General features: G+C 71.2%; 20 protein-coding genes and 1 pseudogene. 8 read left to right on the forward strand and 13 right to left on the reverse strand.

All coding sequences use genetic code 11. The features are described 5' to 3' along the window. The first annotated feature begins 31 nt into the window (after positions 1-31). Entirely contained in the window at positions 32-646 is a 615-nt protein-coding gene (locus SACTE_RS23580; protein WP_014048530.1) for a DUF4865 family protein, read from the forward strand. Between the two features lie 78 nt (positions 647-724). On the opposite strand, the gene SACTE_RS23585 is transcribed toward SACTE_RS23580, so the two are convergent. Both SACTE_RS23585 and SACTE_RS35170 read right to left on the reverse strand, forming a co-directional pair. Next, positions 725-1045, reverse strand: coding sequence for a hypothetical protein (locus SACTE_RS23585; RefSeq protein WP_226995241.1), 321 nt, complete (start codon positions 1043-1045; stop codon positions 725-727). Further along, positions 1005-1370: pseudogene (locus SACTE_RS35170) on the reverse strand (Scr1 family TA system antitoxin-like transcriptional regulator); the annotation flags it as partial. The gene SACTE_RS23585 and the pseudogene SACTE_RS35170, both read right to left, overlap by 41 nt. Between SACTE_RS35170 and SACTE_RS23590 the strand changes: the two are divergent. Genes SACTE_RS23590 through SACTE_RS23600 form a run of 3 tightly spaced genes read left to right on the forward strand, consistent with a single transcriptional unit; the run spans position 1340 to position 3408 of the window. Then, on the forward strand, positions 1340-1699 hold the full coding sequence (locus SACTE_RS23590; RefSeq protein ID WP_014048532.1) for an ATP-binding protein: 360 nt from the start codon (positions 1340-1342) through the stop codon (positions 1697-1699). The pseudogene SACTE_RS35170 and the gene SACTE_RS23590 overlap by 31 nt on opposite strands. Positions 1700-1714: 15 nt before the next feature. After that, a complete protein-coding gene (locus SACTE_RS23595; protein ID WP_014048533.1) occupies positions 1715-2770 on the forward strand; it encodes an NAD(P)/FAD-dependent oxidoreductase in 1056 nt (351 codons plus the stop codon). Next, entirely contained in the window at positions 2767-3408 is a 642-nt protein-coding gene (locus SACTE_RS23600; RefSeq protein WP_014048534.1) for a class I SAM-dependent methyltransferase, read from the forward strand. The genes SACTE_RS23595 and SACTE_RS23600 overlap by 4 nt, the downstream gene beginning before the upstream one ends. Before the next feature lie 182 nt (positions 3409-3590). Here SACTE_RS23600 and SACTE_RS23605 read toward each other — a convergent pair whose 3' ends face one another. After that, positions 3591-4208, reverse strand: coding sequence for a YceI family protein (locus SACTE_RS23605; RefSeq protein ID WP_014048535.1), 618 nt, complete (start codon positions 4206-4208; stop codon positions 3591-3593). 261 nt (positions 4209-4469) lie between these two features. Between SACTE_RS23605 and SACTE_RS23610 the strand changes: the two genes are divergently transcribed. Continuing rightward, positions 4470-4997: a hypothetical protein gene (locus tag SACTE_RS23610; RefSeq protein WP_014048536.1), complete on the forward strand. Its 528-nt coding sequence runs from the start codon at positions 4470-4472 to the stop codon at positions 4995-4997. 77 nt (positions 4998-5074) lie between these two features. On the opposite strand, the gene SACTE_RS23615 is transcribed toward SACTE_RS23610, so the two are convergent. Beyond that, positions 5075-6397, reverse strand: coding sequence for an amidohydrolase family protein (locus tag SACTE_RS23615; protein ID WP_014048537.1), 1323 nt, complete (start codon positions 6395-6397; stop codon positions 5075-5077). Between the two features lie 109 nt (positions 6398-6506). Then, positions 6507-7718: a glycoside hydrolase family 64 protein gene (locus tag SACTE_RS23620; protein ID WP_019992297.1), complete on the reverse strand. Its 1212-nt coding sequence runs from the start codon at positions 7716-7718 to the stop codon at positions 6507-6509. A 351-nt stretch (positions 7719-8069) separates the two neighbouring features. On the opposite strand from SACTE_RS23620, the gene SACTE_RS23625 reads away from it, so the two are divergent. The 3 genes from SACTE_RS23625 (at position 8070) to SACTE_RS23635 (ending at position 14052) form a co-directional block, all read left to right on the forward strand. Further along, positions 8070-11942 (forward strand): endo-alpha-N-acetylgalactosaminidase family protein, encoded by a 3873-nt coding sequence (locus SACTE_RS23625; protein WP_014048539.1) that lies wholly within the window; start codon positions 8070-8072, stop codon positions 11940-11942. A gap of 261 nt (positions 11943-12203) precedes the next feature. After that, entirely contained in the window at positions 12204-13787 is a 1584-nt protein-coding gene (locus tag SACTE_RS23630) for an acyl-CoA carboxylase subunit beta (RefSeq protein ID WP_014048540.1), read from the forward strand. A 61-nt stretch (positions 13788-13848) separates the two neighbouring features. After that, positions 13849-14052 (forward strand): acyl-CoA carboxylase subunit epsilon, encoded by a 204-nt coding sequence (locus tag SACTE_RS23635; protein WP_014048541.1) that lies wholly within the window; start codon positions 13849-13851, stop codon positions 14050-14052. A 101-nt stretch (positions 14053-14153) separates the two neighbouring features. Here SACTE_RS23635 and SACTE_RS23640 read toward each other — a convergent pair whose 3' ends face one another. The 8 genes from SACTE_RS23640 to SACTE_RS23675 all read right to left on the reverse strand — a co-directional run bounded on the left by SACTE_RS23640 (position 14154) and on the right by SACTE_RS23675 (position 24831). Further along, positions 14154-14735: an ATP/GTP-binding protein gene (locus SACTE_RS23640; protein WP_014048542.1), complete on the reverse strand. Its 582-nt coding sequence runs from the start codon at positions 14733-14735 to the stop codon at positions 14154-14156. Further along, positions 14716-15411 carry a DUF742 domain-containing protein gene (locus SACTE_RS33435; RefSeq protein ID WP_014048543.1) on the reverse strand — a complete coding sequence of 232 codons (696 nt, stop codon included), beginning with the start codon at positions 15409-15411 and terminating at the stop codon, positions 14716-14718. The genes SACTE_RS23640 and SACTE_RS33435 overlap by 20 nt, the downstream gene beginning before the upstream one ends. 89 nt (positions 15412-15500) lie before the next feature. Continuing rightward, positions 15501-15914: a roadblock/LC7 domain-containing protein gene (locus SACTE_RS23650; protein WP_006127847.1), complete on the reverse strand. Its 414-nt coding sequence runs from the start codon at positions 15912-15914 to the stop codon at positions 15501-15503. A gap of 10 nt (positions 15915-15924) precedes the next feature. Then, on the reverse strand, positions 15925-19110 hold the full coding sequence (locus tag SACTE_RS23655) for a nitrate- and nitrite sensing domain-containing protein (RefSeq protein WP_014048544.1): 3186 nt from the start codon (positions 19108-19110) through the stop codon (positions 15925-15927). A 348-nt stretch (positions 19111-19458) separates the two neighbouring features. Then, positions 19459-20040, reverse strand: a complete 582-nt coding sequence (locus SACTE_RS23660) for an ATP/GTP-binding protein (protein ID WP_003966011.1) — start codon at positions 20038-20040, stop codon at positions 19459-19461. Next, complete coding sequence (locus SACTE_RS23665) at positions 20021-20428, reverse strand: DUF742 domain-containing protein (RefSeq protein ID WP_003966010.1); 408 nt, start codon at positions 20426-20428, stop codon at positions 20021-20023. The genes SACTE_RS23660 and SACTE_RS23665 overlap by 20 nt, the downstream gene beginning before the upstream one ends. Positions 20429-20562: 134 nt before the next feature. Then, positions 20563-20976: a roadblock/LC7 domain-containing protein gene (locus tag SACTE_RS23670; RefSeq protein ID WP_019992295.1), complete on the reverse strand. Its 414-nt coding sequence runs from the start codon at positions 20974-20976 to the stop codon at positions 20563-20565. 9 nt (positions 20977-20985) lie between these two features. After that, positions 20986-24831 carry a nitrate- and nitrite sensing domain-containing protein gene (locus tag SACTE_RS23675; protein WP_014048546.1) on the reverse strand — a complete coding sequence of 1282 codons (3846 nt, stop codon included), beginning with the start codon at positions 24829-24831 and terminating at the stop codon, positions 20986-20988. Between the last annotated feature and the right edge of the window lie 274 nt (positions 24832-25105).

The raw sequence follows: 25105 nt of genomic DNA on the forward strand, positions 1-25105 counted from the left end.
CCTGACCCGACCGAGAGAGGCAGCACCGTCCATGTATGCCAAGCAGTACGAGATCACCCTGCCCGCCGATTACGACATGGGGATCATCCGCGAGCGGGTGGCCGTCGGCGGCCACCTCCTCGACGACCGCCCCGGACTGGGACTGAAGGCCTATGTCATCCGCGAGCGTGGCGTCGACGGCTCGCCGGTCAACCAGTACGCGCCCTTCTACCTGTGGAACGACACCGGCGCGATGGCCCACTTCCTCGTCGGCGGCGGCGGATTCCAGAACATCGTCCGTGACTTCGGCCGCCCCGCCGTCCACCACTGGACCGGCGTCGCCTGCCACACCGGCCCCGCCCGCACGGCGACCCCCCGGGCCGCCTCGCGCCGCCTCACCCCGGTCCCGGCCGGCTCCGACCCGGACGGCACCGGGCTCGGCCTGGCCGCGCTGATCGAGCACGAGACCGCGGAACTCCGGGGGGTCGCCCGCCGTGAGGACGTACACACCGCCGCTCTCGCCTTCGACCCGCAGTCCTGGCACCTGATGCGGTTCGTCCTGTGGGAGGACGCCGTGGCCCCGGACGAGGCGGCCACCGAACGCTACGAGGTCCTGCACCTGTCGGCCCCCGGCGTGGCCCGCCTTCCTGAGGGGCGGATCTGGTAACGCCGACAGGGGCTTCGGCTGCCGCTCCGGGCCCTATGGCCGTCGGTGGGCGGCCCGACGGCGGCCACCGGACTCGGGTCACGCTTCGTCGCGATGGGTGAGGTGGCCGTCGGTGAGCCGCCAGTAGTGCCGGTGAGGGGTCAGTTGCCAGGTGTCGTCGGCGGCGATCCCCTGCGCGATCCACGCGTGGAGTTGCGGGAGGGCGTGCGCTCGCAGGACGGCGCGGGTGGCGGCACGGTCGGCGGCATCGACCGGGTGGACGTCGACCCGGAAGCCGACCGCGTCCGGATGGACGCCGTGGCCGTAGTTGTGCGGGTCCGGAGCGACCCATGCCGCCCCGAGGACGATGGTCCCGCTGTCATGCCCGGTGAGGAACTGCAGGTCCGTGACATGCGACATGAACGAGCCGAGACACTCGTTGACGTCGGTGGCGGTCAGGGGCCAGGCGCGGTGCCGGGGCAGCCGTCGATTGCGTGCGGACATGGCAAGCAGAATGACAGAAGGTCACGTGGGACCGGCAGGGCGAGGGCGCCCGTGGGCGGCAGCCGGCTGGCGGGCGCATGCTCTCCTCCGGGGAAAGCGCCTGCGAACGAAGCATCCCGTATTCCTGTTGCGGCACGCTGACCTCGTCCAGGTCATCGATCAGAAAGCTGACGCGCTGCCCTTCCACGTAGGCCAGTTGATCGTGGTCGGGTGTCTCCAGCAGAACCATCGGGCCGTCGACTGCCCGTCGACGACGTACTGCTCTGCGTGACCGAACTCGCCACCAACGCGCTGGTGCACGGCGTGCCGCCCGGCCGGGGCTTCAAGGTCGGGATCACCTGGGGGGAGGGCCTGCGCATCGAGGTCCACGACAGCGGAGGCGGCCGGGTCCGCCCGGCCGCGGACCTCTTCCCCGACGCGGAGGGCGGGCGCGGACTCGTGCTGGTCGGGGCACTCGCCGACGCGTGGGGCGTGGGGGAGCGGGACCCCGGGAAGATCGTGTGGTGCGAGTTTGCCGCTTCGGCAAGCAAGTTTGTCGAATCGGGGTCGCGGGCGCACTCTCTGCCGTAGACGGAGGTGTTTCGCATGAGCGATTCGATCGACAGAGATCAGCGGTACGACGTGGTGGTCATCGGTGGCGGGGCGGCCGGGCTGAGCGGGGCGCTCGCGCTGTCCCGGGCCCGGCGTTCGGTGCTCGTGATCGACGCGGGCAGCCCGCGCAACGCGCCCGCGTCCCACGCGCACAACTACCTGGGCCGTGAGGGTGTTCCGCCCCTGGAACTGCTGGCCACCGGCCGCGCGGAGGCGGCCGATTACGGTGCCGAGATCGTCGAGGGCGAGGCCGTGGCGGCCCGGAGGCTGCCGGGCGGCGGGTTCCGGGTCGTACAGCAGGACGGGACCGCCGTCGAGGCGCGTCGGCTGCTGGTCACCACGGGACTCGTGGACGAGCTGCCGCCGGTACCCGGCGTGGCCGAGCGCTGGGGCCGCGACGTGCTGCACTGCCCCTACTGCCACGGCTGGGAGGTCAGGGCCCGGCCCGTCGGCATCCTGGCGGCCGGCCCGATGGCCGTGCACCAGGCGCTGCTGTGGCGGCAGTGGACCGACGACGTGGTGCTGTTCCGGCACACCGCGGTGGACTTCGGTGACGAGGAGTACGAGCAGCTCGCCGCCCGGGGCATCGCCGTGGCGGACGGCGAGGTGGTCGCGCTGGAGGTGACGGACGACCGGATCACCGGGGTCCGGCTGGCCTCGGGCGCCGTCATCCCGCGCGAGGCGGTCGTGGTCCAGCCCCGCTTCACCGCGCGGTCCGGGGTCCTGGAGACCCTCGGGCTCGCCCCGACCGCCATGGAGGTGGCCGGGCACGTGATCGGTTCGCACGTCGCCGCCGATCCCGCAGGGGCCACCGAGATCCCCGGGGTATGGGTGGCGGGCAACGTCGCCAACCCCATGGAACAGGTCATCGGCTCGGCGGCCGCAGGACTGAAGGCGGCCTCGATGATCAACATGGACCTCGTGACCGAGGACACCCGGCGCGCGGTCGAGGCCCGCCGCGGCCCCCTGCCCTTCTCGGCCGAGGCCGAGCGCCAGGTCGCCGAGCGCGTGCTCGGCGACAGCCGTCACGGACTTACGGAGACACGATGACCAGCGACGACACCACGGCCCGTACCGACGCCGAGATGTGGGACGACCGCTACCGCGAGAGCGAGCGGATCTGGAGCGGCAACCCCAACACCGTGCTGGTACGCGAGGTGGAGGGCCTGAAGCCCGGGCGCGCCCTGGACCTCGGCTGCGGTGAGGGCGCCGACGCGGTCTGGCTAGCGCGGTGGGGCTGGAAGGTCACCGCCACCGACATCTCCCGGGTCGCTCTGGAGCGTGCGGCCGCCCACGCGGCCGAGGCCGGGGTGGCCGACCGCGTCGACTGGCAGTGGCACGACCTGGGGGCGACCTTCCCGGAGGGGGAGTTCGACCTGGTCTCGGCGCAGTTCCTGCACTCCATGGGTGAGCTGCCGCGCGAGGCGATCCTGCACCGGGCGGCCCGGGCCGTCGCCCCCGGAGGCGTACTCCTGGTCGTCGGACACGCCGGCTTCCCGCACTGGGAGCACAACCCGGACCCCGGCGTCCGGTTCCCGACCCCGGACGAGGTGCTGGCCTCCCTCGAACTGCCGGACGGCGCCTGGGAGGTCCTGCTCAGCGACGAGCACGAACGCGTCCAGAACGACCCGGACGGCAACCCCACCACCCGCACGGACAACGCGCTGAAGGTCCGCCGCACGGCGTGACCCGGCACGGCGGCTACAGCGGAGTCGGCTTCACCGACGGGCGCGCAGAACCCGAGGCGGCGCGAGGCGACCCCCTCGTCGGTCCGCGACGGCTCTGCCAGGGGGCCGACCGCAGACGGGCACGCCGAGCGCCCGCCCTGCCCATGAGGGGCGGAGGCGGGCGCTCGGCGTCGTCCGGGGGGTCAGGCCTGGGGGGTGGCCTTGATCGCGGAGATGTCGAAGGTCAGCTTGACCTTGTCGCCGACCAGCACACCGCCGGTCTCCAGCGCCGCGTTGTACGTGAGGCCCCAGTCCGAGCGCAGGATCTCGGCGCCGCCCTCGAAGCCGACGCGCTGGTTGCCGTACGGGTCCGTGGCGGAGCCGTTGAACTCCAGGTCGATGGAGAGCGGGCGCGTGACGTCCTTGATCGTGAGGTCGCCGGTGATCCGGTACGTGTCGCCGCCGAGCTGCTCCGCCGAGGTGGAGCGGAACGTCATCAGGGGGAAGGTCTCGGCGTCGAAGAAGTCGCCGCTCACCAGGTGACCGTCGCGGTCGGCGATGCCGGTGTCGACGCTGGCGATCTTGACGTCGATGGAGGCGGAGGAGCGGGACGGGTCGGAGCCGTCCAGTTTCAGCGTGCCCTCGTGCTCACCGAAGGAGCCGCGCACGTTGGTGACCATGGCATGGCGCACGGTGAAGCCGATGCTGCTGTGCGCCGGGTCGATGGTGTAGTCGCCGGTCAGGGCGGCCGGCGCCGGGTCCACGGCGAGGGTGGCGGTGGTGGACGGGGCGTCGTTGTTCTTGCGGTTGAACAGAGCCATGGCTCCTCCTCGGGGGACGTGTGCAGACGAGCGGCCGTCGAAGTTGTTGTTTAAGCTTCAACGACTTCGACTGTAGACCGGTTTTGTTCAAAGTTCAACATCAGTGTGACGGTCGATTCCGGCGGTGCGTTCCGGGTGCCGTATCGGTGGTTCCCGCCCTCTGGCGGACGCGCGTAGAACCGGGCAGGATCTCCCTGCCCCACCCGCACGGCACGGCAGCGCACGTCCCCCTATTTGTCATGAGCAGGAGGAATCTCCCCCATGCTGACCCGTCCGATACTCCGCTCGGCCCTGACCGCCCTCGCCCTCGTCCTCGGTGTCCTCTTCGCACCCGGCGTCGGCGTCCTCGGTGCCGGCGGTACGACCGAGGCCCACGCCGTCACCAAGCTGACGCACGCCCAGGCCACCTCCCGCTTCAGCTCCTCCGGGATCACCTGGTCGTCGTCGGGCGGCTGTTCCAACCGCAACGTCTCGACCTGCACGTCCTTCGACCAGCTCAACCTGCCGACCGCCCAGGGCGCCCAGACGCTCAAGAGCGCCACGGGCTGCGCGCTCAACATCACCGGCGGCACCGAGACCGGGCACGCGAGCGGCACCTACTCGCACTGGAACGGCTACAAGCTCGACTTCGGCAAGAGCACCTGCCTGACCAACTACGTCAAGAGCGCCTTCACCTACATCGGACTGCGCGGCGACGGTGCCCCCCAGTACCGGTCCGGATCCGGCAACGTCTACGCGGACGAGGGCAACCACTGGGACGTGACGTACCACAACTGCGGCGGCTGCTGACCGGACGCATGAGCGTGCCCCCGGTCACCGGAACTCAAGGGCCGGCCGGGGGCACGGTCGCGTACGGGGCGGGCGGCTCAGGGGCAGAGCGCCGGCAGGGTTCCGCCGCCGAAGAGGCCCGCCCGGTCGACGGCGAGCCGGCCCTCCTTCACCACCGCCAGGATGTGGTCCGGCTCGCCCAGCAAGGCCAGGTCGGCCAACGGGTCGACGTCCGTGACCACGAGGTCGGCGGCCTTGCCCGCCTCCAGGGTGCCGGTCACCTCGCCCACCCCGCACAGCCGGGCGGCCGTCGCGGTCCCGGCCACGATCGCCTCCATGGGGGTCAGCCCGGCGATGTCCACCAGCAGCCCCAGCTCCTTGAGGTTGTGGCCGTGGCCGACGGCCAGCCCGCTGTCGGTGCCCATCGCGATCCGGACCCCGGCGGCCGCCGACCGGGCCACCGACTCCTGAGCGGTCCGATGCCAGCGCACTCCCTTCTCGTACGCCGACGGGGAGGTGCGCGCAGGGTCCAGGTCCTGCGTCGTCTCCAGCAGCGTCGGCACCAGGTACTGGCCGCGATCGACCATTTCCGCCCGTAGCTCGTCGTCCAGGGCGTAGCCGTGTTCGATGCTGGTGACGCCGGAGCGTACGGCGGCCTCGATGCCGGGCCGGCCGATGGCGTGCGCGGCGACCGGCAGCCCGCCGTAGGCCTGGGCCTCCTCGACCGCGGCCCGGATCATCTCCGGCCGCAGCCCCAGCCACTCCGGCCGGTCGTGCGGAGAGGTGACACCGCCGCTCGTGGCGAGCTTGACGCAGTCGGCGCCCACCGCGACCAGGTCGCGCACGCGGGCCCGCATGTCGTCCACCGAGCCGACCAGGCTGCGCGGGCTCTCGGGGAAGGCGACGGCGACGGCCAGCCCGTTGATGCCCCCGGCAAGGGTGAAGTCGGCGTGTCCGGCGCGCTGGCTGAGCATGGTGACCGACACCAGCAGCCGGGGGCCGGGGACCTTCCGCTCCGCCACCGCCTGCCGGAAGCCCGCGTCCAGACCCATCAGGTCGCGGGCGGTGGTGACGCCGTTCTCCAGGGTGGCGCGCAGCCGGTCCAGGACCTTCAGGGTCCGGTAGCTGGGCAGTTCGTACAGGCCCTGGAGGGGGTTGCCGGCGGGCCCCGGCAGGGCGAAGTGCACGTGGCTGTCGATGAATCCCGGGCACACGGTCCGTCCGCCCAGATCCACCCGTGTCGACGGGGCGAGGTCCGTGGGCAGGGCGTGCGCGGGTCCGGCCCAGCGGACCGTCGCGTCCTCGATCAGCAGGGCGGCCTCCGGCACCGGCGGACGGCCGCTGCCGTCGATCAGCCGCAGACCGTGCAGGAGGGTCCGGGTACCGGGCTCGGGGGCGGGCGTCGCGTCGAGAGGGGGCATCCACCAACGATCCGCCACCCCCGCCGGGTCCGCAGGCCCGGCTGGGCCGTACGGGCCGGAACGGGTACGAGGCCCGTCCGGCCCGTCGGCCGGGTACCGGAAGAACCGGTCAGGAACCCACGCTCACCGTGAAGCGCCGGGGGTTGCCGTCGTTCGCCGCGCCCGAGACGTCCGGCTCACCGTCGGGGCGTACGTCGTCGTACGGGAACGCGTACCCGATGGGGGAGTTCGCGTGGACGACCCGCGACCAGTGGTTGGTCACCGCGTCCTGGTAGTAGTCCGCCACCGAGGTGCCGTTCGGCTGGCTGGGGTGGCTCAGCATGATCGACCGGTTGAAGCCCGCCGCGATCCTGGCCAGCAGCGCCTTCTTGTCGTCCGAGTCGCTCGGGTTGTTCGTGAACGGACCGTGGTTGCAGGTGAAGATGTCCTTCGAGGTGGGCTTGGAGAAGGTGTGTCCGCCCTCGAAGGTCAGCGTGTCCCCGCTGACCCGGCCCGCCAGGGTGCCCCGGCCGCCCTGGAGGTCGATCCGCAGGTCGGTGGAGCGGTACTTCTCCCAGACCTCGTCGATCTGGGCCGCGAACAGGTCCCGGAACGGCATCTCGTCGGGCCGGTCGAAGTACGGCGCCATCAGGTTCTGCGGCGAGACGACCCGCAGCACCTGGCCGTCCGAGCCACGGGTGACCAGCTTGTCCCACGGCTGCCCGTCGGCGGCCGCCTGGGCCGTCAGGTCGTCGGCGATGCGCTGCACGGCGCCGTCCGGGAGCGGGGCGACGGTGTGGGTGGAGTCGCCCTCCAGGGTCAGGCCGATCGGCAGGGCGGTGACCAGGTCGACGTAGCTGATGTTCGCGTACAGCTGCTGCGGGTTGAAGGTGAACTCGCAGAACGACCAGGTGCGCCCGTAGTTCGGGTCGGTGGGCGTCGCGAAGGCCGGCTCGACCAGCGAGGGGCCCGGGTTCAGGTAGAAGTCCAGCTTGTCGTCACGGACGAAGTAGACCCGCGCGCCGTACATCTGGGGCAGCGTCAGGACGACCGGGCCGGCGCCGGCGCCGTTCAGCGGGATGGCGCAGTCCACCGGCAGAGGGGTCTGCGGAGCGCCCGGCGACTCGGGGCGGTACACGCTGCCGTCGGCCCGCAGCAGCACCCAGCTGTCGGTGCCCTGCTCGTGACCGGTGACGTAGGCGTGCACCGTACCGGGCAACGAACGGTTCTCGAGGGCCAGTTCGCACGTGGCGGCCGCCGCCGACGTGCGCGGGCTCAGGGCGGTGCCCCAGAGCGGATAGGTGAGCGCGGTCGCGGAGGCGGCGGCGCCGGTCAGGAACATTCTGCGCGAAATCACGAAGGGACTCCCGAGGTGTGGGGGCGGCAGACGGGGTCGGAGGGAAGGCCACGCGTGGGGGCCGTCTGCGATGCGCACCACTCTCGCCATGCGCACGGCAAGCGTCAAGAGTTATGTCTGAGAGCGCTCTCAGAGGCGAGGTTTCTTCACAACCCGACGCCATGATCCGACGAACGCCTCCGCCGTGCCCACTCGGCGGACACGAGCCGGCCCAGGGGGCCGACAGGGGTGCGGGACGGGTGACTTGGACTAACGGACAACGGTTGTTGGACTGGTACGGCCCGCTGAGCTGCGGACCGTTGACCCCCGGACCTGGAACGGGATTACTCGTTGCCCATGTCCCTCAGATTCCCTTCGGCGGCCGTGGCCGCCGCCTCCGCCGCCGTCCTGGCCCTCGTGGGCGGCGCGCTGCCCGCCTCGGCCGCAGGCCCGCCACCCCCCGCGACACCGGCCGAGACCGGCACCGCGTCCGCCGCCGTCCTCACCTCCGCGCAGCTCTCCGTCGCCGTCGCCCGGGACTTCCCGCGCGTGCTGACGTACACCGACCGGGCGGGCGGCGCCCGGCTGACCGGCAGCACCCGGCCGGTCACCGCGGTCACCCTCAACGGCACCGCACACCCCGTGAAGCTCAAGGGCGCGCCCGCCTTCACCGCTTCGACCGCCCGCTACACCCTGGTCTTCGACGACCTGCCGGGTGTCGAGATCGACGCCTCCCTCTCCGTCACCGGACGCGTCACCACCTTCCGGGTGACCGGCGTCCGGGACACCGGGGCCTTCCGGGTCGGCACCATCGACATACCCGGGCACGACCTGATCTCCGTGGCGTCCACCGAGACCGGCGCCGCCACCGCCTTCACCCAGCTCGATCCGGACTCCACCAGGACCGCCGACGTCTTCGCGAAGGTCACCGACCGTACCTCCGCCGACAGTTCACCGGTCGGCGCCTCGTACGCGCTGGCCAACACCGGCCGGCTCGCGGCGGCCGTCGAGTCCAACTCGAGCTACGACAAGCCCTCGGGCGCCACCGGCGGCGACGACGCCCGCTTTTGGCACCAGGCCCGCAAGGCCGAGGACGGCAGCGTCCGGGTCGGGGTGTGGTCCGGCCGGTGGACCTACCGCGGCGAGGGCGCGCCGAAGCCGGAGAGCGGGGAGAACCTCCCCTGGGCGAAGGTCGTCGTGACGCCCGACGCCAACGGCGACAAGGCCGTCGATTGGCAGGACGGGGCGGTGGCCTTCCGGTCCATCGGAGTCAAGGCACCGGGCTCCGAGGACACCGCGAACCGGGTCGTCACCCACATCCCGTTCAACTTCGCCAGCCAGGCCACCCACCCCTTCCTGCGCACCCTCGACGACGTCAAGCGGATCTCGCTGGCGACGGACGGTCTGGGCCAGCTCGCCCTGCTCAAGGGCTACGGCTCGGAGGGCCACGACTCCGCCCACCCCGACTACGGCGGCAACTACAACAAGCGGGCCGGCGGGCTCAAGGACCTGAACACACTGCTGAAGGACGGCGAGAAGTGGGGCGCCACCTTCGGCGTCCACGTCAACGCCACCGAGGCCTACCCCGAGGCCAAGGCGTTCGACGAGGAGCTGGTCGACAAGGACTCCCCGGGCTGGAACTGGCTCAACCAGAGCTACTACATCGACCAGCGCCGCGACATCAACAGCGGGGACCTCGCCGAGCGTTTCCAGCGGCTGCGCGACGAGACCGACGAGAACCTCGCCTTCCTCTACATCGACGTCTACTACTCGCACGGCTGGATCGCGGACAAGACCCTGCGCGCCGTCCAGCAGCAGGGCTGGAAGGTCGGCACCGAATGGGCCGACAAGTTCGAGCGCGGCTCGCTCTGGTCGCACTGGGCCAACGACCTCGACTACGGCGGCGCCACCAACAAGGGGCTGAACTCCAAGATCATCAGGTTCATCCGCAACGGCGAGAAGGACGTCTGGAACAACGACCCGGTCCTCGGCCAGAGCGCGCTCGTCGACTTCGAGGGCTGGACCGGAGAGACCGACTGGAACGCTTTCACCGCCAACATCTGGCAGCGCAACCTCCCCGCCAAGTACCTCCAGCAGCAGCAGATCACGCGCTGGGACGGCGACGACATCACCCTCACCGGCGGGCTGCGGGGCACCGTCGAGAACGGCGAACGGACCTTCTACGACCACGGCCGCAAGGTCCTCTCCGGCGGTGACTACCTGCTGCCCTGGGACGGCGGCAAGAAGCTGTACCACTACAGCGAGGACGGCGGCACCAGCAGCTGGGCGGTGCCCGGCAAGGGCGCCTACACCGTCTACGAGCTGACCGACAACGGCCGGAAGAAGACCGGCACCGTCCGCCCCGTGAACGGGAGGATCACCCTCGACGCCGAGGCGGGGCGGCCGTACGTCCTCTACCCCTCCGCGGCCCCGAAGGCCGCCGCCCCGAAGTGGGGCGAGGGCACCCCGGTCGAGGACCCCGGCTTCAACGACGCGAAGCTCGGCGCCTGGTCGAAGACCGGCACCGTCACCCGGGACACCGACGGCCAGGGGCGCAACAGCGCGAAGCTCTCCGGTACCGGCAAGGCGGCGCTCTCGCAGAAGATCACCGGACTCGATCCGGGCGCGCGCTACACCGCCTCCGCGCTCGTCGAGGTCCAGCCGGGCAAGACCCGGCACACCACCCTGTCGGCAGGAGGCAGGTCCGTCTCGGTGGACCGGTCCACCGTCAAGGACCAGGTCGCCGCGTCCGACTGGCACGGCACCTACTTCCAGCGCGCCAAGGTCACCTTCACGGCCCCCGCGAACGGCCGCACCACCTTGCGCGTCGAGGCGGCCGAGGGCGCCGTGGCCACCGTGCGGACCGACGACGTGCGGATCGTCGCCAACGACCCGGCGACGAAGCGGGACACCGTCGTGTACGAGGACTTCGAGGACGTCGACCAGGGCTGGGGCCCCTTCCTCAAGGGCGGCGCGGGCGGCTCCACCGACCCCCGCACGAGCATCTCCCAGCTGCACGCCCCCTACACCCAGGCCGGCTGGAACGGAAAGCTCGTCGACGACGTGCTCGGCGGCAAGGAGTCCCTCAAGGCCCACGAGGAGAACGAGGGCCTCGTCTACCGGACCGCGCCCTGGACCGCGCCCCTGACCGACGGCCACCGCTACCGGGTCGAGTTCGACTACCAGTCCAGCCACGCCGGGGCCTACGCCTGGGTCGACGGCTACGACCGGACCGGCGACGGGACCGCCCCGACCTCCACCGAGACCCGGAGCACCCCCATCGGGCAGCAGCGGACCACGGGCCACTTCACCGAGACCCTCACCGCCGGCTGCGGTGACACCTGGACCGGGCTGCGCAAGCTCGCGGGCGCTCCCGAGGGCGCCGACTTCGTCCTCGACGCCTTCACCGTGACCGACCTCGGTCCCGTCCCGGCCGCCGAGCGGGCCGCCTGCGCCACCCTGTCCCTGACCGCCGGATCGCAGGCACTGGAGCCCGGCGCCGCCCATGAGGTGAAGGCCGCCTTCACCAACCACGAGACGGATGCGGCCACCGGCGTCGAACTGGACCTGGACGTCCCGGAGGGCTGGACCGCGAAGGCGACCGGCCCCGTCGCCTTCGACTCGGTCGCCGCGGGCGCCGAGGCCGCCGCCGCCTGGCAGGTCACGCCCCCCGTGGACGCCGCGTACCAGGCGTACGAGCTGGAGGCCACCGGCGCGTACACGGTGGGCGGCACCACGCGCGCCCTGGAGGCGCGCAGCACCGTCCGGACCCTGCCCCCGCCGCCCACGACCGACAGCTGGGCCAGTGACCTGGACTGGACGTCCGCCGAGAACGGCTGGGGGCCGGTCGAGCGGGACCGGTCCAACGGCGAGGCCGGCGGCGGCGACGGCACCCCGCTGAAGATCGGCGGCGTCGGCTACGAGAAGGGGCTCGGCACCCACGCCCCGGCGAGGATCCGCTACCACCTGGGCGGGCGGTGCACCTCCTTCACCGCCGAGGTGGGGGTGGACGACGCCCAGACCTCACGCGGTACGGTGCGTTTCTCCGTCGAGGCGGACGGGACGGAGAAGACGGCGTCACCGGTGCTGACGGCGGCCGACCCGGCGTACGCGCTCGACGCCGACGTCACCGGCGCGAAGTACGTCGACCTGGTCGTCGGAGACGGCGGCGACGGCAACGGCAACGACCACGCGGACTGGGGCTCCGCCCGCTTCCACTGCGGCGGATGACCGCCTGACCGACGCGGGGGCGGCGCCGTCCGTGGCGCCGCCCCTCTGCCATTGCGGTGCGGGAGGCGGCGTGGCGCGTGGCATGCGATGTGCCCCACGCCACATCGGCGGCTTTGTCGGAGGCCCACAACGAAAGCGCGCCCTGAGCTGGCGGATGGGCTGCACGGCGTGCCGCTTCTGTCAGGTGCCACCAGGAAACGGGGCAGGAGACTGTTCGGAGTCGACGGCGCGGTTTCATGGTCGGGTTCGTAGGGTCGATGCATGACCGTTGTGGACGAAATCCCGGGCGAGCCGAGCGACACCCGAGGCCGGGTGGCCGAACTGCTGGCACTGCGCGAGCAGGCGCGGCGCGGACCGAGTGACCGGGCGACCGAGGCACAGCACGCCAAGGGCAAGCTGACGGCCCGGGAACGCATCGAGCTGCTCCTGGACCCGGGTTCGTTCAAGGAGGTCGAGCAGCTGCGCCGGCACCGGGCGACCGGCTTCGGCCTGGAGGCCAAGAAGCCGTACACCGACGGTGTCATCACCGGCTGGGGCACGGTCGACGGCCGCACCGTCTTCGTCTACGCGCACGACTTCCGGATCTTCGGGGGAGCCCTGGGCGAGGCCCACGCCACCAAGATCCACAAGATCATGGACATGGCCATCTCGGCCGGTGCCCCGCTGGTCTCGCTGAACGACGGCGCCGGCGCCCGCATCCAGGAGGGTGTGAGCGCGCTCGCCGGCTACGGCGGCATCTTCCAGCGCAACACCCGGGCCTCCGGCGTCATCCCGCAGATCAGCGTGATGCTCGGCCCGTGCGCCGGCGGCGCGGCCTACAGCCCCGCCCTCACCGACTTCGTGTTCATGGTCCGTGAGACGTCGCAGATGTTCATCACCGGACCGGACGTCGTCAAGGCGGTCACCGGCGAGGAGATCACGCAGAACGGCCTCGGCGGCGCGGACGTGCACGCCGAGACCTCGGGCGTCGCGCACTTCGCGTACGACGACGAGGAGACCTGCATCGCCGAGGTGCGCTACCTGATCGGGATGCTGCCCTCCAACAACCGGGAGAACCCGCCGGTCGTCCCCAGCGACGACCCGGCCGACCGGCGCGGCGACGTCCTGCTGGACCTGGTCCCGGCCGACGGGAACCGGCCGTACGACATGCACAAGGTCATCGAGGAGCTCGTCGACGACGGCGACTTCCTGGAGGTCCACGAGCGCTGGGCCCGCAACATCGTGTGCGCCCTGGCCCGGCTCGACGGCCAGGTCGTCGGCATCGTGGCCAACCAGCCGCAGTCCCTGGCCGGTGTCCTGGACATCGAGGCGTCCGAGAAGGCCGCGCGGTTCGTCCAGATGTGTGACGCCTTCAACATCCCGATCGTCACTCTCCTGGACGTACCCGGCTTCCTGCCCGGCGTCGACCAGGAGCACGGTGGGATCATCCGGCACGGCGCCAAACTCCTGTACGCCTACTGCAACGCCACCGTGCCGAGGATCTCGCTGATCCTGCGCAAGGCCTACGGAGGCGCGTACATCGTCATGGACAGCCAGTCCATCGGCGCCGACCTCACCTACGCCTGGCCGACCAACGAGATCGCGGTGATGGGCGCCGAGGGCGCCGCCAACGTCATCTTCCGCCGTCAGATCGCCGACGCCCAGGACCCCGAGGCCATGCGGGCCCGCATGGTCAAGGAGTACAAGGCCGAGCTGATGCACCCCTACTACGCCGCGGAACGCGGACTGGTCGACGACGTCATCGACCCGGCCGAGACGCGCGAGGTCCTGATCGCCTCGCTCGCGATGCTCCGCAACAAGCACGCCGACCTGCCGTCCCGCAAGCACGGCAACCCCCCGCAGTAGTCCGGGCCGCCACAGCGACCCTGCCACGCCCCGGACCCACTGCCCAGAAGACGGAGACCCCATGAGCGCCACTCCCGCCGAGTCCGTGCTGCGCGTCGAGAAGGGCCAGGCCGGCCCCGAGGAACTCGCCGCCATCACCGCCGTCCTGCTCGCCCGTGCCGCCAGCCTCCCCGAGGCCCCCGCCCGCCGTGGCCGCAGCACGGCCGGCTGGCGTCGGCTGGAGCGCACCCCCGGCTTCCGCGCCCCGCACAGCTGGCAGGGCTGAGAACAGCCCCTCAGGCCCGTCGATGGCCTGAGGGACAAGCATCACGGCGAAGGCCCCGTACTCCTCGAGGAGTACGGGGCCTTCGCCGTGGAGCCGTGGTCTCAGCGCAGCCGGGCCATCAGGGCGTGCTCGACCAGCGTGATGAGCGCGCTCTTGGCGTCCGCGCGGTGCCGGGCGTCCGTCGTCAGGATGGGGGTGTCCGGTCCGATCTGGAGGGCTTCGCGGACCTCGTCGGGGGTGTAGGGCTGGTGTCCGTCGAAGCCGTTGAGGGCGATGACGAAGGGGAGGCCGCTGTTCTCGAAGTAGTCGACGGCGGGGAAGCAGTCGGCGAGGCGGCGGGTGTCGACGAGGACGACGGCGCCGATGGCGCCGCGGACCAGGTCGTCCCACATGAACCAGAAGCGGTCCTGTCCGGGGGTGCCGAACAGGTAGAGGATCAGGTCCTGGTCCAGGGTGATGCGGCCGAAGTCCATGGCCACCGTGGTGGTGGTCTTGTCCCCGGTGTGGGTGAGGTCGTCGATGCCCGCGGACGCGGACGTCATCACGGCTTCGGTGCGCAGCGGATTGATCTCCGAAACGGCACCGACAAACGTGGTCTTACCCACGCCGAAGCCCCCTGCCACCACGATCTTCGCCGAGGTAGTGGAGCGGGCCGCTCCGCCGCTAGAGCTTGCGAAGTCCACTGAGCACCCTTTCGAGCAGTGTCACATCTGGTTGGCCGCCGGCGGCCTCGTCGCCGCCGGGCTGATGGATAGCGACGAGTCCGGCCTCGGCCAGGTCGGCGACGAGGATCCGGGCAACGCCGAGGGGGATCGAGAGCAGGGCCGAGATCTCGGCCACCGACTTGATCTCGATGCAGAGCCGGCAGATCCGCTGGTGCTCGGGCAACTGCCCTTGCAGCCGGGCGGGGTCTGCCGTGGTGCTGACCAGCGCCTCGATGGCGAGCTGGTAACGCGGCCGGGTCCGGCCGCCGGTCATGGCATACGGACGGACCAACGGGTTGTGCGCCGCGGGCGCCGACGGCTCGGGCGCCTGCCGCTGCACCGGCTGGATACGCGCCGGCGGTATGTCGTACCGCTGCGGCGGCTGCTGCTGGTGGTGCGGCTGCTGATCCGGCTGGTGCTGAGGCTGTTGCTGCGGCCACCCGGAACCGGGCTGCTGCTGCGGCCAGTCGTCGTCCTGGGCGCGCCGAGCCTGCCGAGGCGGCCAGCCGCCGTCCTGCTGCGGCTGCCGGTACGGCTGGTACGGGTCGGGGCCCTGTCCGCCGGGCACGGAGGGGGTGTCGAAACGGCTGTCGCCCTGCTCACCCGGAACGTGCCGACCACCCTCGTAAGGGTGTCCTCCTGTGGGTGCTGTCACGTTTCCTCCTCCGACTGCCCGTCACTGTCCCAGTGGTGCCGCGTCACCGCACCTTATGGCGCGGTGACGAGAAACGCACTGTCTGTCTGTCAGTTAAGAAGACTGCCCTGCAGTTCCGCTCGGAGGTCCGGGGTCAGAACACTTCCCGCACGGTCCACGAGAAGTGCCATTTCATACCCAACCAGGCCGATGTCGGCGTCCGGGTGGGCGAGAACGGCAAGTGAGGAACCGTCGGAGATGGACATGATGAAGAGGAACCCCCGCTCCATCTCCACAACGGTCTGGTTGACGGCACCGCCCTCGAAGATCCGGGAGGCGCCCGCCGTCAGCGACGTCAGACCGGAGGCGACGGCCGCCAGCTGATCGGCGCGGTCGCGCGGGAAACCTTCGGACATCGCCAGCAGGAGTCCGTCGGCGGAGACCACCACCGTGTGCGACACCCCGGGGGTGTTGTCCACGAAGTTGGTGATCAACCAGTTGAGATTCTGCGCCGCCTGGCTCATCGGGCTCACACTAACGCTCCTGGTTGTAGGTAGTACTTGTGTCCGACCCTGCGGTACGGCCCCGCTGCACGCCGCGGCGCAGGTTGCTCAACCTGCCCCGGACCTCCTCGGGATCGCGGGAGACCTGTGGGCCGCCCTGCTGGGTCTGCTCGGCGGTTCCCTCGACCAGGTTGGCCTTGGGCACCCGCCGGGGGAGACCGGAGGGGGTGATTCCGCCCGCCTTCGGGTCCCGGAGCTTCTCGGCCCGGTCCCAGCGCTCGTCGTTGGCCGAACGCCAGTCGTCGGTGCCGTTCCCGCCCGCCCCGTCCGCCTGCGGCTCCTGCTCCTGCGGCGGGCGCGGCTGCTCGGGGGCGACGGGCTGATCGTTTCCGCGCCCGGTGGGCTGCCAGTGCTGCTGCCCCGAACCCCGGCGGGGAAGCCCCGCCTCGGTCAGCTCGGGACCGGCGTCCGGAGCCGCTGCGGGAAGGCCCGGCACGGATTCCGCTTCGGGCAGCCCGAGCGGCTCGTAGCCACCCTGGTAGGCGCCCTGATCGGCCCAGTCGCCCTGCGGCGACCGGGATTCCTGCGTGGCGAACGGGTCGGCGTACGGCTCGGACTGGGCCTCGGCCGGCGCGTAGGCGGCTTCCGGATAACCGCCCTGCTGCCCCTGTGCGAGATGCTGGGGCAGCTGGTCCTGCTGCGGGTATGCGCCCTGGGCCGGGTACGGGTCGTAACCGCCGTCGTAGCCCTGCTGCGGGTAACCCCGCTGTTCCTGCGGGGCGTACTGCTCCGGCGCGTACGGCTCCTGGGCGAACTGGTCCTGCGGGTAGGCCTGCTGCGCCGCGGGGCCGTCCTGGAACTCCGAGTGCTCGCCACCGGTCTGCGCCTCCAGCGCGGCCCGGCGCTCCTCACGCATCAGCGACCGGTTGACCGGGTCCAGCTGCGGGGCGTCCGCCGCCGGGGTCTCGTAGCGCGAGTCGTCGAAGCCGAGTTCGGCGGCCGTACGCATCGGGGCCTGCTGGGACACCGGCTCGAACGTCTGCGCCTGCTGCTGCTCGGGAATGATCGAGGAGACGGTGAAGTCGTTCTCCGAGGCCGTCTCGCCACCGCCGCCGTGGGTGATGGCGTCCGGCAGCATGACCAGCGACGTGGTTCCCGCCTGCTCGCCCGAGGGGCGCAGCTGGACCCGGATGCCGTGCCGGTCGGCCAGCCGGCCGACCACGAACAGGCCCATGCGCTGGGACACCGCGGCGTCCACCGTCGGCGGGTTGGCCAGCTTGTGGTTGATGTCGGCGAAGTCCTCGGCGGTGAGGCCGATGCCCTTGTCGTGGATCTCGACCATGACGCGTCCGTCGGGCAGCCGGGTCGCGGTGACCCGCACCTTGGTCTGCGGCGAGGAGAACGTGGTCGCGTTCTCCAGCAGCTCGGCGAGCAGGTGCACGAGGTCGGTCACGGCCTGGCCGTGGATCTCGCTCTCCGGTACGCCCGTCAGCTCGATGCGCTCGTAGGACTCCACCTCGGAGGAGGCGGCCCGCAACACGTCCACCAGCGGCACCGGCTGGTTCCAGCGGCGGCCGGGCTCCTCGCCCGCGAGGACGAGGAGGTTCTCACCGTTGCGGCGCATGCGTGTGGCGAGGTGGTCCAGCTTGAAGAGGGTCTCCAGCTGGTCCGGGTCGGCCTCGTTGTTCTCCAGGTCGGTGATGAGGGTCAACTGGCCCTCGATGAGCGACTGGTTGCGGCGCGAGAGGTTGGTGAAGATCGCGTTGACGTTGCCCCGCAGCATGGCCTGCTCGGCCGCGAGCCGGACCGCCTCGCGGTGTACCTGGTCGAAGGCGCGGGCGACCTCGCCGATCTCGTCCTGGGTGTTGATCGGGATCGGCTGCACCCGGGTGTCCACCCGGCCGGGCTCGGTCCGCGAGAGCTGGTCGACCAGCGAGGGCAGGCGCTGCTCGGCGATCCCGAACGCGGCGGTACGCAGCCGGCGCATCGAGCGGCTCATCTGGCGGGCCATCAGGCCGGCGATCACGAACGCGGCCAGCAGCGCGACGATCACGATGGAGGCGTTGATGATCGCGTCGTTGCGGGCGTCGGCCGAGATGTCCGCGGCCTCGGTCACGGCCTTGTCGACGAGCTCGTTCTCGACCGTGGTGTAGCCGTCGAACTTGGCGGTGGCCGCCGCTATCCAGGTCTCCGGGGTGATCCCCTTCGCCTTCAGCTGCTCGGGGTCCTGGCCCTGGCCGATCTGCTGGGCCATGCCGTCGAAGACCGAACCGTCGACGCTCGGCGGCATCACGAACGGCTCACCGGCGGCCTCGGCCGACGCGCGCGCCTCCTTGAGCTGCTCGGCGCCCTCGGCGGCCTTCGCGGTCATGACCTCCTTGAGGCGTGCCGCGTCGGCGTCCGTACCACCGGAGGTGAACTCACCGAGGGCGATCTGCTCCAGGTAGTTGTACGAGCTGAACGCGGTGACCTGGTCCTTGAACGCGCCGTCCTTCTTGCTCGGGCGCACCAGCAGGTGCGTGCCGATCGAGCGCTGAAGCGATTCTGCGGCCTTGGCCAGTTCGAGCGCGTAGACGGTACGGCCGTAACTCGTGATGTTGCCGGTGCCCAGGCCGAGCTCGTTGGACAACTCCATCAGCGAGTGCTGGACCTTGGTGTAGCCCTCCTCCGTCTTCACCGGGTCCATCGCCGCGGTGTAGGCGGACTTGCGCAGCGTGGGAAGCAGCGGCTCCTCGGCCTTGAACAGCTTGAGGCGGCGGTCCAGGCCCTGCTTGTCGGGCATGTTCCGGACCGCGGCGTCGAACGCGGTGGCGGCCTCGTCGGTCGCGGAACGCGCCTCCTCCACCGCGCCGGCGGAGCGGTCGCCGGACAGCAGCGGCTGCGCGGTGAGGTCACGCTCGTTCAGCAGCGCCTGCCCGTACACCGAGGCGGCGCGGACGATCTGCGCCGTCTTCTCGGCGTCCTGGGCCTCGTTCCAGGTGTCCACCGAGCCCTTGACCTGGAACCCGCCCATGACGAGCCCCACCAGCGCGGGGATCAGCAGGATCGCGTTCAGCCGGGTGGGCACACGCCAGTTGCGCGGCGACATCCGGCTGGTGCTGCCACCTGCGGGTTCTGCCGTGTCGGATGTGACCGCGGGCGCCCCGGCCGCACGCGGCGGAGGGGTGAAGTTGCCCCGCTCCGGCTGCGCCGCGGAGCCCTCGTTGCTTCGCCTCACTCGACCAACAACCTCTCGGCGCCGGCACCTCGGATGTGCCGGATTATTCGTTCAGGGCCGTACTACTCGGTAGTCGTGGCATTGCAGCACGTGGACGGGTCCCGTTCCAAACAGTCGGAACGCGCGATTCCGGGTGGCGCACACCGCACGTAAAACGGGCATAAAGAGCGAGCCCCGTCAAAAGGCGGGGCTCATGTGAGCGCAGTGGTACCGCTCGGCTGCGTCGGGTATCGATGTCGGGCCAATTCTCTGTCGAAACGTTATGAAGGCGGGGGCGGATCGTGTCAAACGACACAGGCCGCCCCCTACCCGCTACAACAACTTCCGTAGATCGCTAACGACTTGGACCTACTTGAGCCGGGCCATCAGGGCGTGCTCGACCAGCGTGATCAGGCCGCTCTTGGCATCCGCGCGGTGCCGGGCGTCCGTCGTGATGATCGGTGCGTCCGGCCCGATCTGGAGGGCTTCGCGGACCTCGTCGGGGGTGTAGGGCTGGTGTCCGTCGAAGCCGTTGAGGGCGATGACGAAGGGGAGGCCGCTGTTCTCGAAGTAGTCGACGGCGGGGAAGCAGTCGGCGAGGCGGCGGGTGTCGACGAGGACGACGGCGCCGATGGCGCCGCGGACCAGGTCGTCCCACATGAACCAGAAGCGGTCCTGTCCGGGGGTGCCGAACAGGTAGAGGATCAGGTCCTGGTCCAGGGTGATGCGGCCGAAGTCCATGGCCACCGTGGTGGTGGTCTTGTCCCCGGTGTGGGTGAGGTCGTCGATGCCCGCGGACGCGGACGTCATCACGGCTTCGGTGCGCAGCGGATTGATCTCCGAAACGGCACCGACAAACGTGGTCTTACCCACGCCGAAGCCCCCTGCCACCACGATCTTCGCCGAGGTGGTGGCACGGCCCGTACCGCCGCTAGAGCTTGCGAAGTCCACTGAGCACCCTTTCGAGCAGTGTCACATCCGGCGCGCCGCCGGCCTCTCCGTTGCCCGGCTGGTGGATGGCCACCATGCCGGCTTCCGCCAGGTCCGCCACCAGGATCCTGGCCACGCCGAGCGGCATGGACAGCAGTGCCGAGACCTCGGCCACCGACTTGACCTCGCGGCAGAGGTGGCAGATCCGCTGGTGCTCGGGCAGCAGTGTCCCGAGGTGAGCGGGGTCTGCCGTGGTGCTGACCAGCGCCTCTATCGCGAGCTGGTAGCGCGGCCGGGTCCGGCCGCCGGTCATGGCGTAGGGACGGACCAGCGGCTGGTCGCCTTCACCGTCGTACGACGCGTGATGCAGCGCGCCGTACGGATCCGGTGAGGCGGGTGGCGGGGTCATGAATCCTCCGGGCGTGACAGCAGGATGTCGCCTTGCCGTCGGGAAGGGCCGGTGGGGGGACTGTGGCGGCCGGACGGGTGAGGGTTTCGGGTAGTACCTGGGTGGATCGTGTCAGGTCATAACCGTTCGGCCGCCTAGTGGAGCAGACTGCCTTGTAGTTCGGCGCGGAGGTCGGGGGTGAGGACGGTCCCCGCGCGGTCGACGAGGAGCGCCATCTCGTACCCGACGAGACCGATGTCGGCCTCCGGGTGCGCGAGGACGGCCAGTGAAGAGCCGTCCGAGATGGACATCAGGAAGAGGAACCCGCGTTCCATCTCCACGACGGTCTGGCTCACGGCGCCGCCTTCGAAGATCCGGGAGGCGCCCGCCGTCAGCGACGTCAGACCGGAGGCCACGGCCGCCAGCTGATCGGCGCGGTCGCGCGGGAAACCTTCGGACATCGCCAGCAGCAGGCCATCCGCGGAGACCACCACCGTGTGCGACACCCCAGGGGTGTTGTCCACGAAGTTGGTGATCAGCCAGTTCAGATTCTGCGCGGCCTGACTCATGGGGCTCAACTAACGCTCCTGCTGGTGAGTGGGGCCGAGTTGGAAACTGCCGGTCGACGGGCCGTTGTTGGCCTGCCGTCCCTGCTGGATGCCCCGGCGGAGATTGGTCAGACGGCCGCGTACGTCATCCGGCGCACGCGAAACCTGAGGTCCGGACTGATGATTCTGCTGCTGAGCAGTGCCCGGCACCAAATTGGCACGTGGGACCCGGCGGGGCAGCCCGGAGGTGGTGATCCCGCCGGCCGCGGGCTTCTTGACCCGCTCCGCCTGCCGGACGAGTTCGTCGTTGGGCGAGGCGCGCCAGGAACTGGTGGCCGCGGTGTCCGCCGCACCACGCCGAGGCATGGGCGGAGCCTGGTTGCCGACGGGCTCCGGAGCGACCGGTGCCTGCGGCTCGGTGGGCGGCTGTCCGCCACCCTGCGGACCGTGGAACCAGTTGGTCTCCAGCGTGTCGTACAGCGGCGTACGCCCGTCGCCCGGGCCGGCCGGCGGCAGCGCCTCCTGCTGCTGCGGAGGCAGCGCGGGCCGCTGCTGCTCGCCCATCGGCGGGGCCGGCGGACGCGGTGCGCCGAAGTCCGCGACGTCGTGCCGCTGCGGCGCGGGTATCTGCGGAGCCTGGGCACCGTAACCCTGGTCCTGCGGGAGCGGAGCGCCGAAGTCCGGGCGGGCGAACTGGGCGGTGCTCGCCGGGTCCATACCCTGCTGCGGAGCCTGGTGCGCCTGGGGAGCCTGCGGGGCCGAGAAGTCCGGACGGGCGAACTCGGCCGTGGCGGCCGGGTTCTGACGGTCGTCCAGCGGCTGCTGCTGACCGGGCCCGCCGAACGGCTGGTTCGGGCCGGGTCCGCCGGGGTGCATCCGGCCGGCGTCAAGCTCCTCGTGACCGCGCGGCGCGTCCAGCGGGGTACGCCGGGGACCGCCCTGCTCCTCCATGCCCCAGCTGGTGCCCTGCGGGCGCTGCGGCTGCGGGGTGCCGCCGGGCAGCTCGGCCCGCGGACCGCCCGCGGCCGGAAGCCTCCGGGCCGGGGCGCCAGGCTGCTGGTAACCGCCCTGGTCGCCGGGCTGCTGGTAACCGCCCTGGTCGCCGGGCTGCTGGTAGCCGCTCTGGTCGCCGGGCCGCTGGAAGCCGCCCTGGTCGCCGGGCTGCTGGTAGCCGTTCCGGTCACCGGGCTGCTGCTGGTAGCCGTTCTGGTCACCGGGCTGCTGGAAGCCGCCCTGGTCGCCCTGGCCGTGCCGGGCCTGCCGGGCGGGCAGGCCGCTCTGGCCCTGCTGGCCTTGCTGCCCCTGCTGACCCGGACCCGAGTGACCGAACAGGTTCGGCCGACCCGAGTCGGCACCGGCCGACGGGTCCTGCTGGCCGCGCGCGCCCGTGCGGGCACCGCCGCCGAAGGCACCGGAGAGCCCGCCGCCCTGACGCGGCGCGTCGTGCCGGCCCTGGCCCGGTACACCGGGTCCCTGCTGACCGGGGCCCTGCTGCGGCTGACGCGGTCCGCCGTCCCGTGAGGGCAGTGCCGCCCGGGGTGCGCCCGCGCCGACCTGACCGCGCTGGGCACCGGCGCCCAGTCCCTTGGCGGGCGCCGCCGGGGCGCTGCCGAGACCGGCGCGCTGGCCACCCGTACCCGCCCCCGCGCCACCGCCGCCGAGCAGTCCGCCCGGAGCGCCGCCGGGCTGCTGGCCCGGACCCTGCTTGGACGGCGGCTGCTTGCCGCCGTGCGCGACCTCCATCGGCAGCATGACCAGCGCGGTCGTACCACCGGAGTCGGAAGGCCGCAGCTGGATGCGGATGCCGTGACGCAGGGAGAGCCGGCCGACCACGAACAGACCCATGCGGCGGGAGACGGAGACGTCCACCGTGGGCGGGGAGGCCAGCCGCTCGTTGATCGCGGCCAGGTCCTCCGGGGAGAGCCCGATGCCGGTGTCGTGGATCTCCACGAGCACCCGGCCGTCGGGCAGCGCGTGACCGGTGACGCGGACCTTGGTCTGCGGGGAGGAGAACGAAGTGGCGTTCTCCAGCAGCTCGGCGAGCAGGTGCACGAGGTCGTTGACGACGCGGCCGGCCACCTCGGTGGCGGGCACCGCGGCCAGTTCGATGCGCTCGTACTGCTCCACCTCGGAGGCGGCGGCACGGAGCACGTCGACCAGCGGCACGGGGCGGGTCCAGCGGCGGCCCGGCTCCTCGCCCGCGAGGACGAGGAGGTTCTCACCGTTACGGCGCATACGGGTCGCGAGGTGGTCGAGCTTGAAGAGCGAGGACAGCTGGTCCGGGTCGGCCTCGCGGGACTCCAGTTCGGAGATCAGCGAGAGCTGACGCTGGATGAGGCCCTGGGAACGCCGCGAGAGGTTGGTGAACATCGCGTTGACGTTGCCCCGCAGCAGGGCCTGCTCGGCGGCGAGGCGGACCGCCTCGCGGTGCACGTCGTCGAAGGCCGCGGCCACCTGGCCGATCTCGTCCCGGGAGTGCACACCGACGGACTCGACGGAGGTGTCGACGTCCTGCGGGTCGGACTCGGAGAGCTGCTTGACGAGCTCGGGCAGACGGTCCTGGGCGACCCGGGTCGCGGTGTCCTGCAGCCGGCGCAGCGAGCGGATCATGGACCGCGCCACCACGAAGGCGCCGACCAGCGACACACCGAGGACGATGAGGATCACGGCACCGTTGAGGATCGCCTCACGCTGCGAACTCTCGCGGAGCTCACGGGCCTTGGTCTCCATCTCGCTGAGGAGGGTCTCCTCGATGGTCTTCATGGCCTGGATCTTGTTGGAGCTCTGGTCGTACCAGTCCATGTACGTGCGCGAGGTCTTGCTGCCCTCCATGCCCAGCGGGCTGTCGAGCACCTTCTTCGCGTACATGTCGGCCGCGGTGATCTCGGGGTTGCCGTTCTCCAGCGACGCCATCAGCTCGGTGGAGCTGTTGCCGGTGCTCTCGTACGTCGTCTCGAAGGTCTGCTTGGACTGGGCTTCCTTGACGAGCGCGTTCCGTCCGAACGCCTGGTCGTTGTCGTCCAGCTTGCCCTTGGCGTTGTCACTGGCGGGCAGGGCCGCGGCGATGACGGCGCGCTGCACCGAGGCGTACTCCTTGGCGGAGGAGAACGCCGCCAGGGCACGGGTGCGCTTGATCATGTCCGGGCTGCTGGTGGCCTGCGCCATGTCCTGCGAGAGGCTCAGCAGCGAGGAGATCAGCTGGCTGTAGCGGTCCACCGTGTTGAGGCTGGGCGAGTCCGCGGCGTAGGCGTCCTTGCGGATGCTGGTCAGGTCGCCGAGCTGGTTGCTGATCTGGCTGACGCTCGCGTGGATGCTGTCCAGCGCCTCGTCGCCCGGGGTGTTGCCGATCTTGTCGGTGGCGTCGAGGAAGGTGGACTTGGCCCGGTCGGTGCGCTTGCGGGGCTCGGTGACCTTGTAGTCGGTCGCCTTGCCGCCGTTGGCCAGCGGGCCGGCCGACTGGTCGCGCTCGTTCTGGAGCGCGTTGGCCAGGAGGGTCGCCTGCTTGGTCATCTCGGTGAGCAGCTGCATGTGCTCCAACTGGTCCATGTCGTTCATGGACTCGTTGATCCGCAGACCGCCGAGCGTGGTCGCCGCGACCACGGGCAGGGCGAGCAGGGAGACCAGACGCGTGCTGATCCTCCAGTTGCGCAGAGCAATGCGCGAACCGGTGGACGGGGGGCCCACGGGCTTGAGGGGCGGGGTCGTCTCCGTGCTGTCGCTCGTCGTGGTTCCCGGGCGTTGCGCGCGCTCGCCGCCGTCGCCGGACGGACCGGGGTTCTGGGCGTGCTGGGCGGAGGAGGCGCGGTCGTTCCCGCCGCGCGGCTCCTGATCCGCCGGAGCTTCCCCTCGGCCCTGGCGGGGCTGGGGAGACCCCATGCCATCCCTCTTGAAACGTCCCTGCACTAGCGTCGCAACCTCTGGACCAGGCGTCCCCCCGCGTGGAGCGGCGGGACGGTGTCGGCGTCGTGGGGCGCTGGACGCGCCCCATGGTGGTCGTGAGTGACCGGCGTACTTCCCCCTCCCGCCGCCACTCGGCGCTGCGTTGCGCCCCTGCGCGCTGGGCCCTGAAACCCGCGGCGGTGCGTGGAATTCCAGCACAGTGGCGGATCTCCAACAAGGCCCGTGTACCGGGCTGTGACCTGGATGACGC

The organism is Streptomyces sp. SirexAA-E (assembly GCF_000177195.2).
In the GTDB taxonomy this organism is placed as follows: domain Bacteria; phylum Actinomycetota; class Actinomycetes; order Streptomycetales; family Streptomycetaceae; genus Streptomyces; species Streptomyces flavovirens.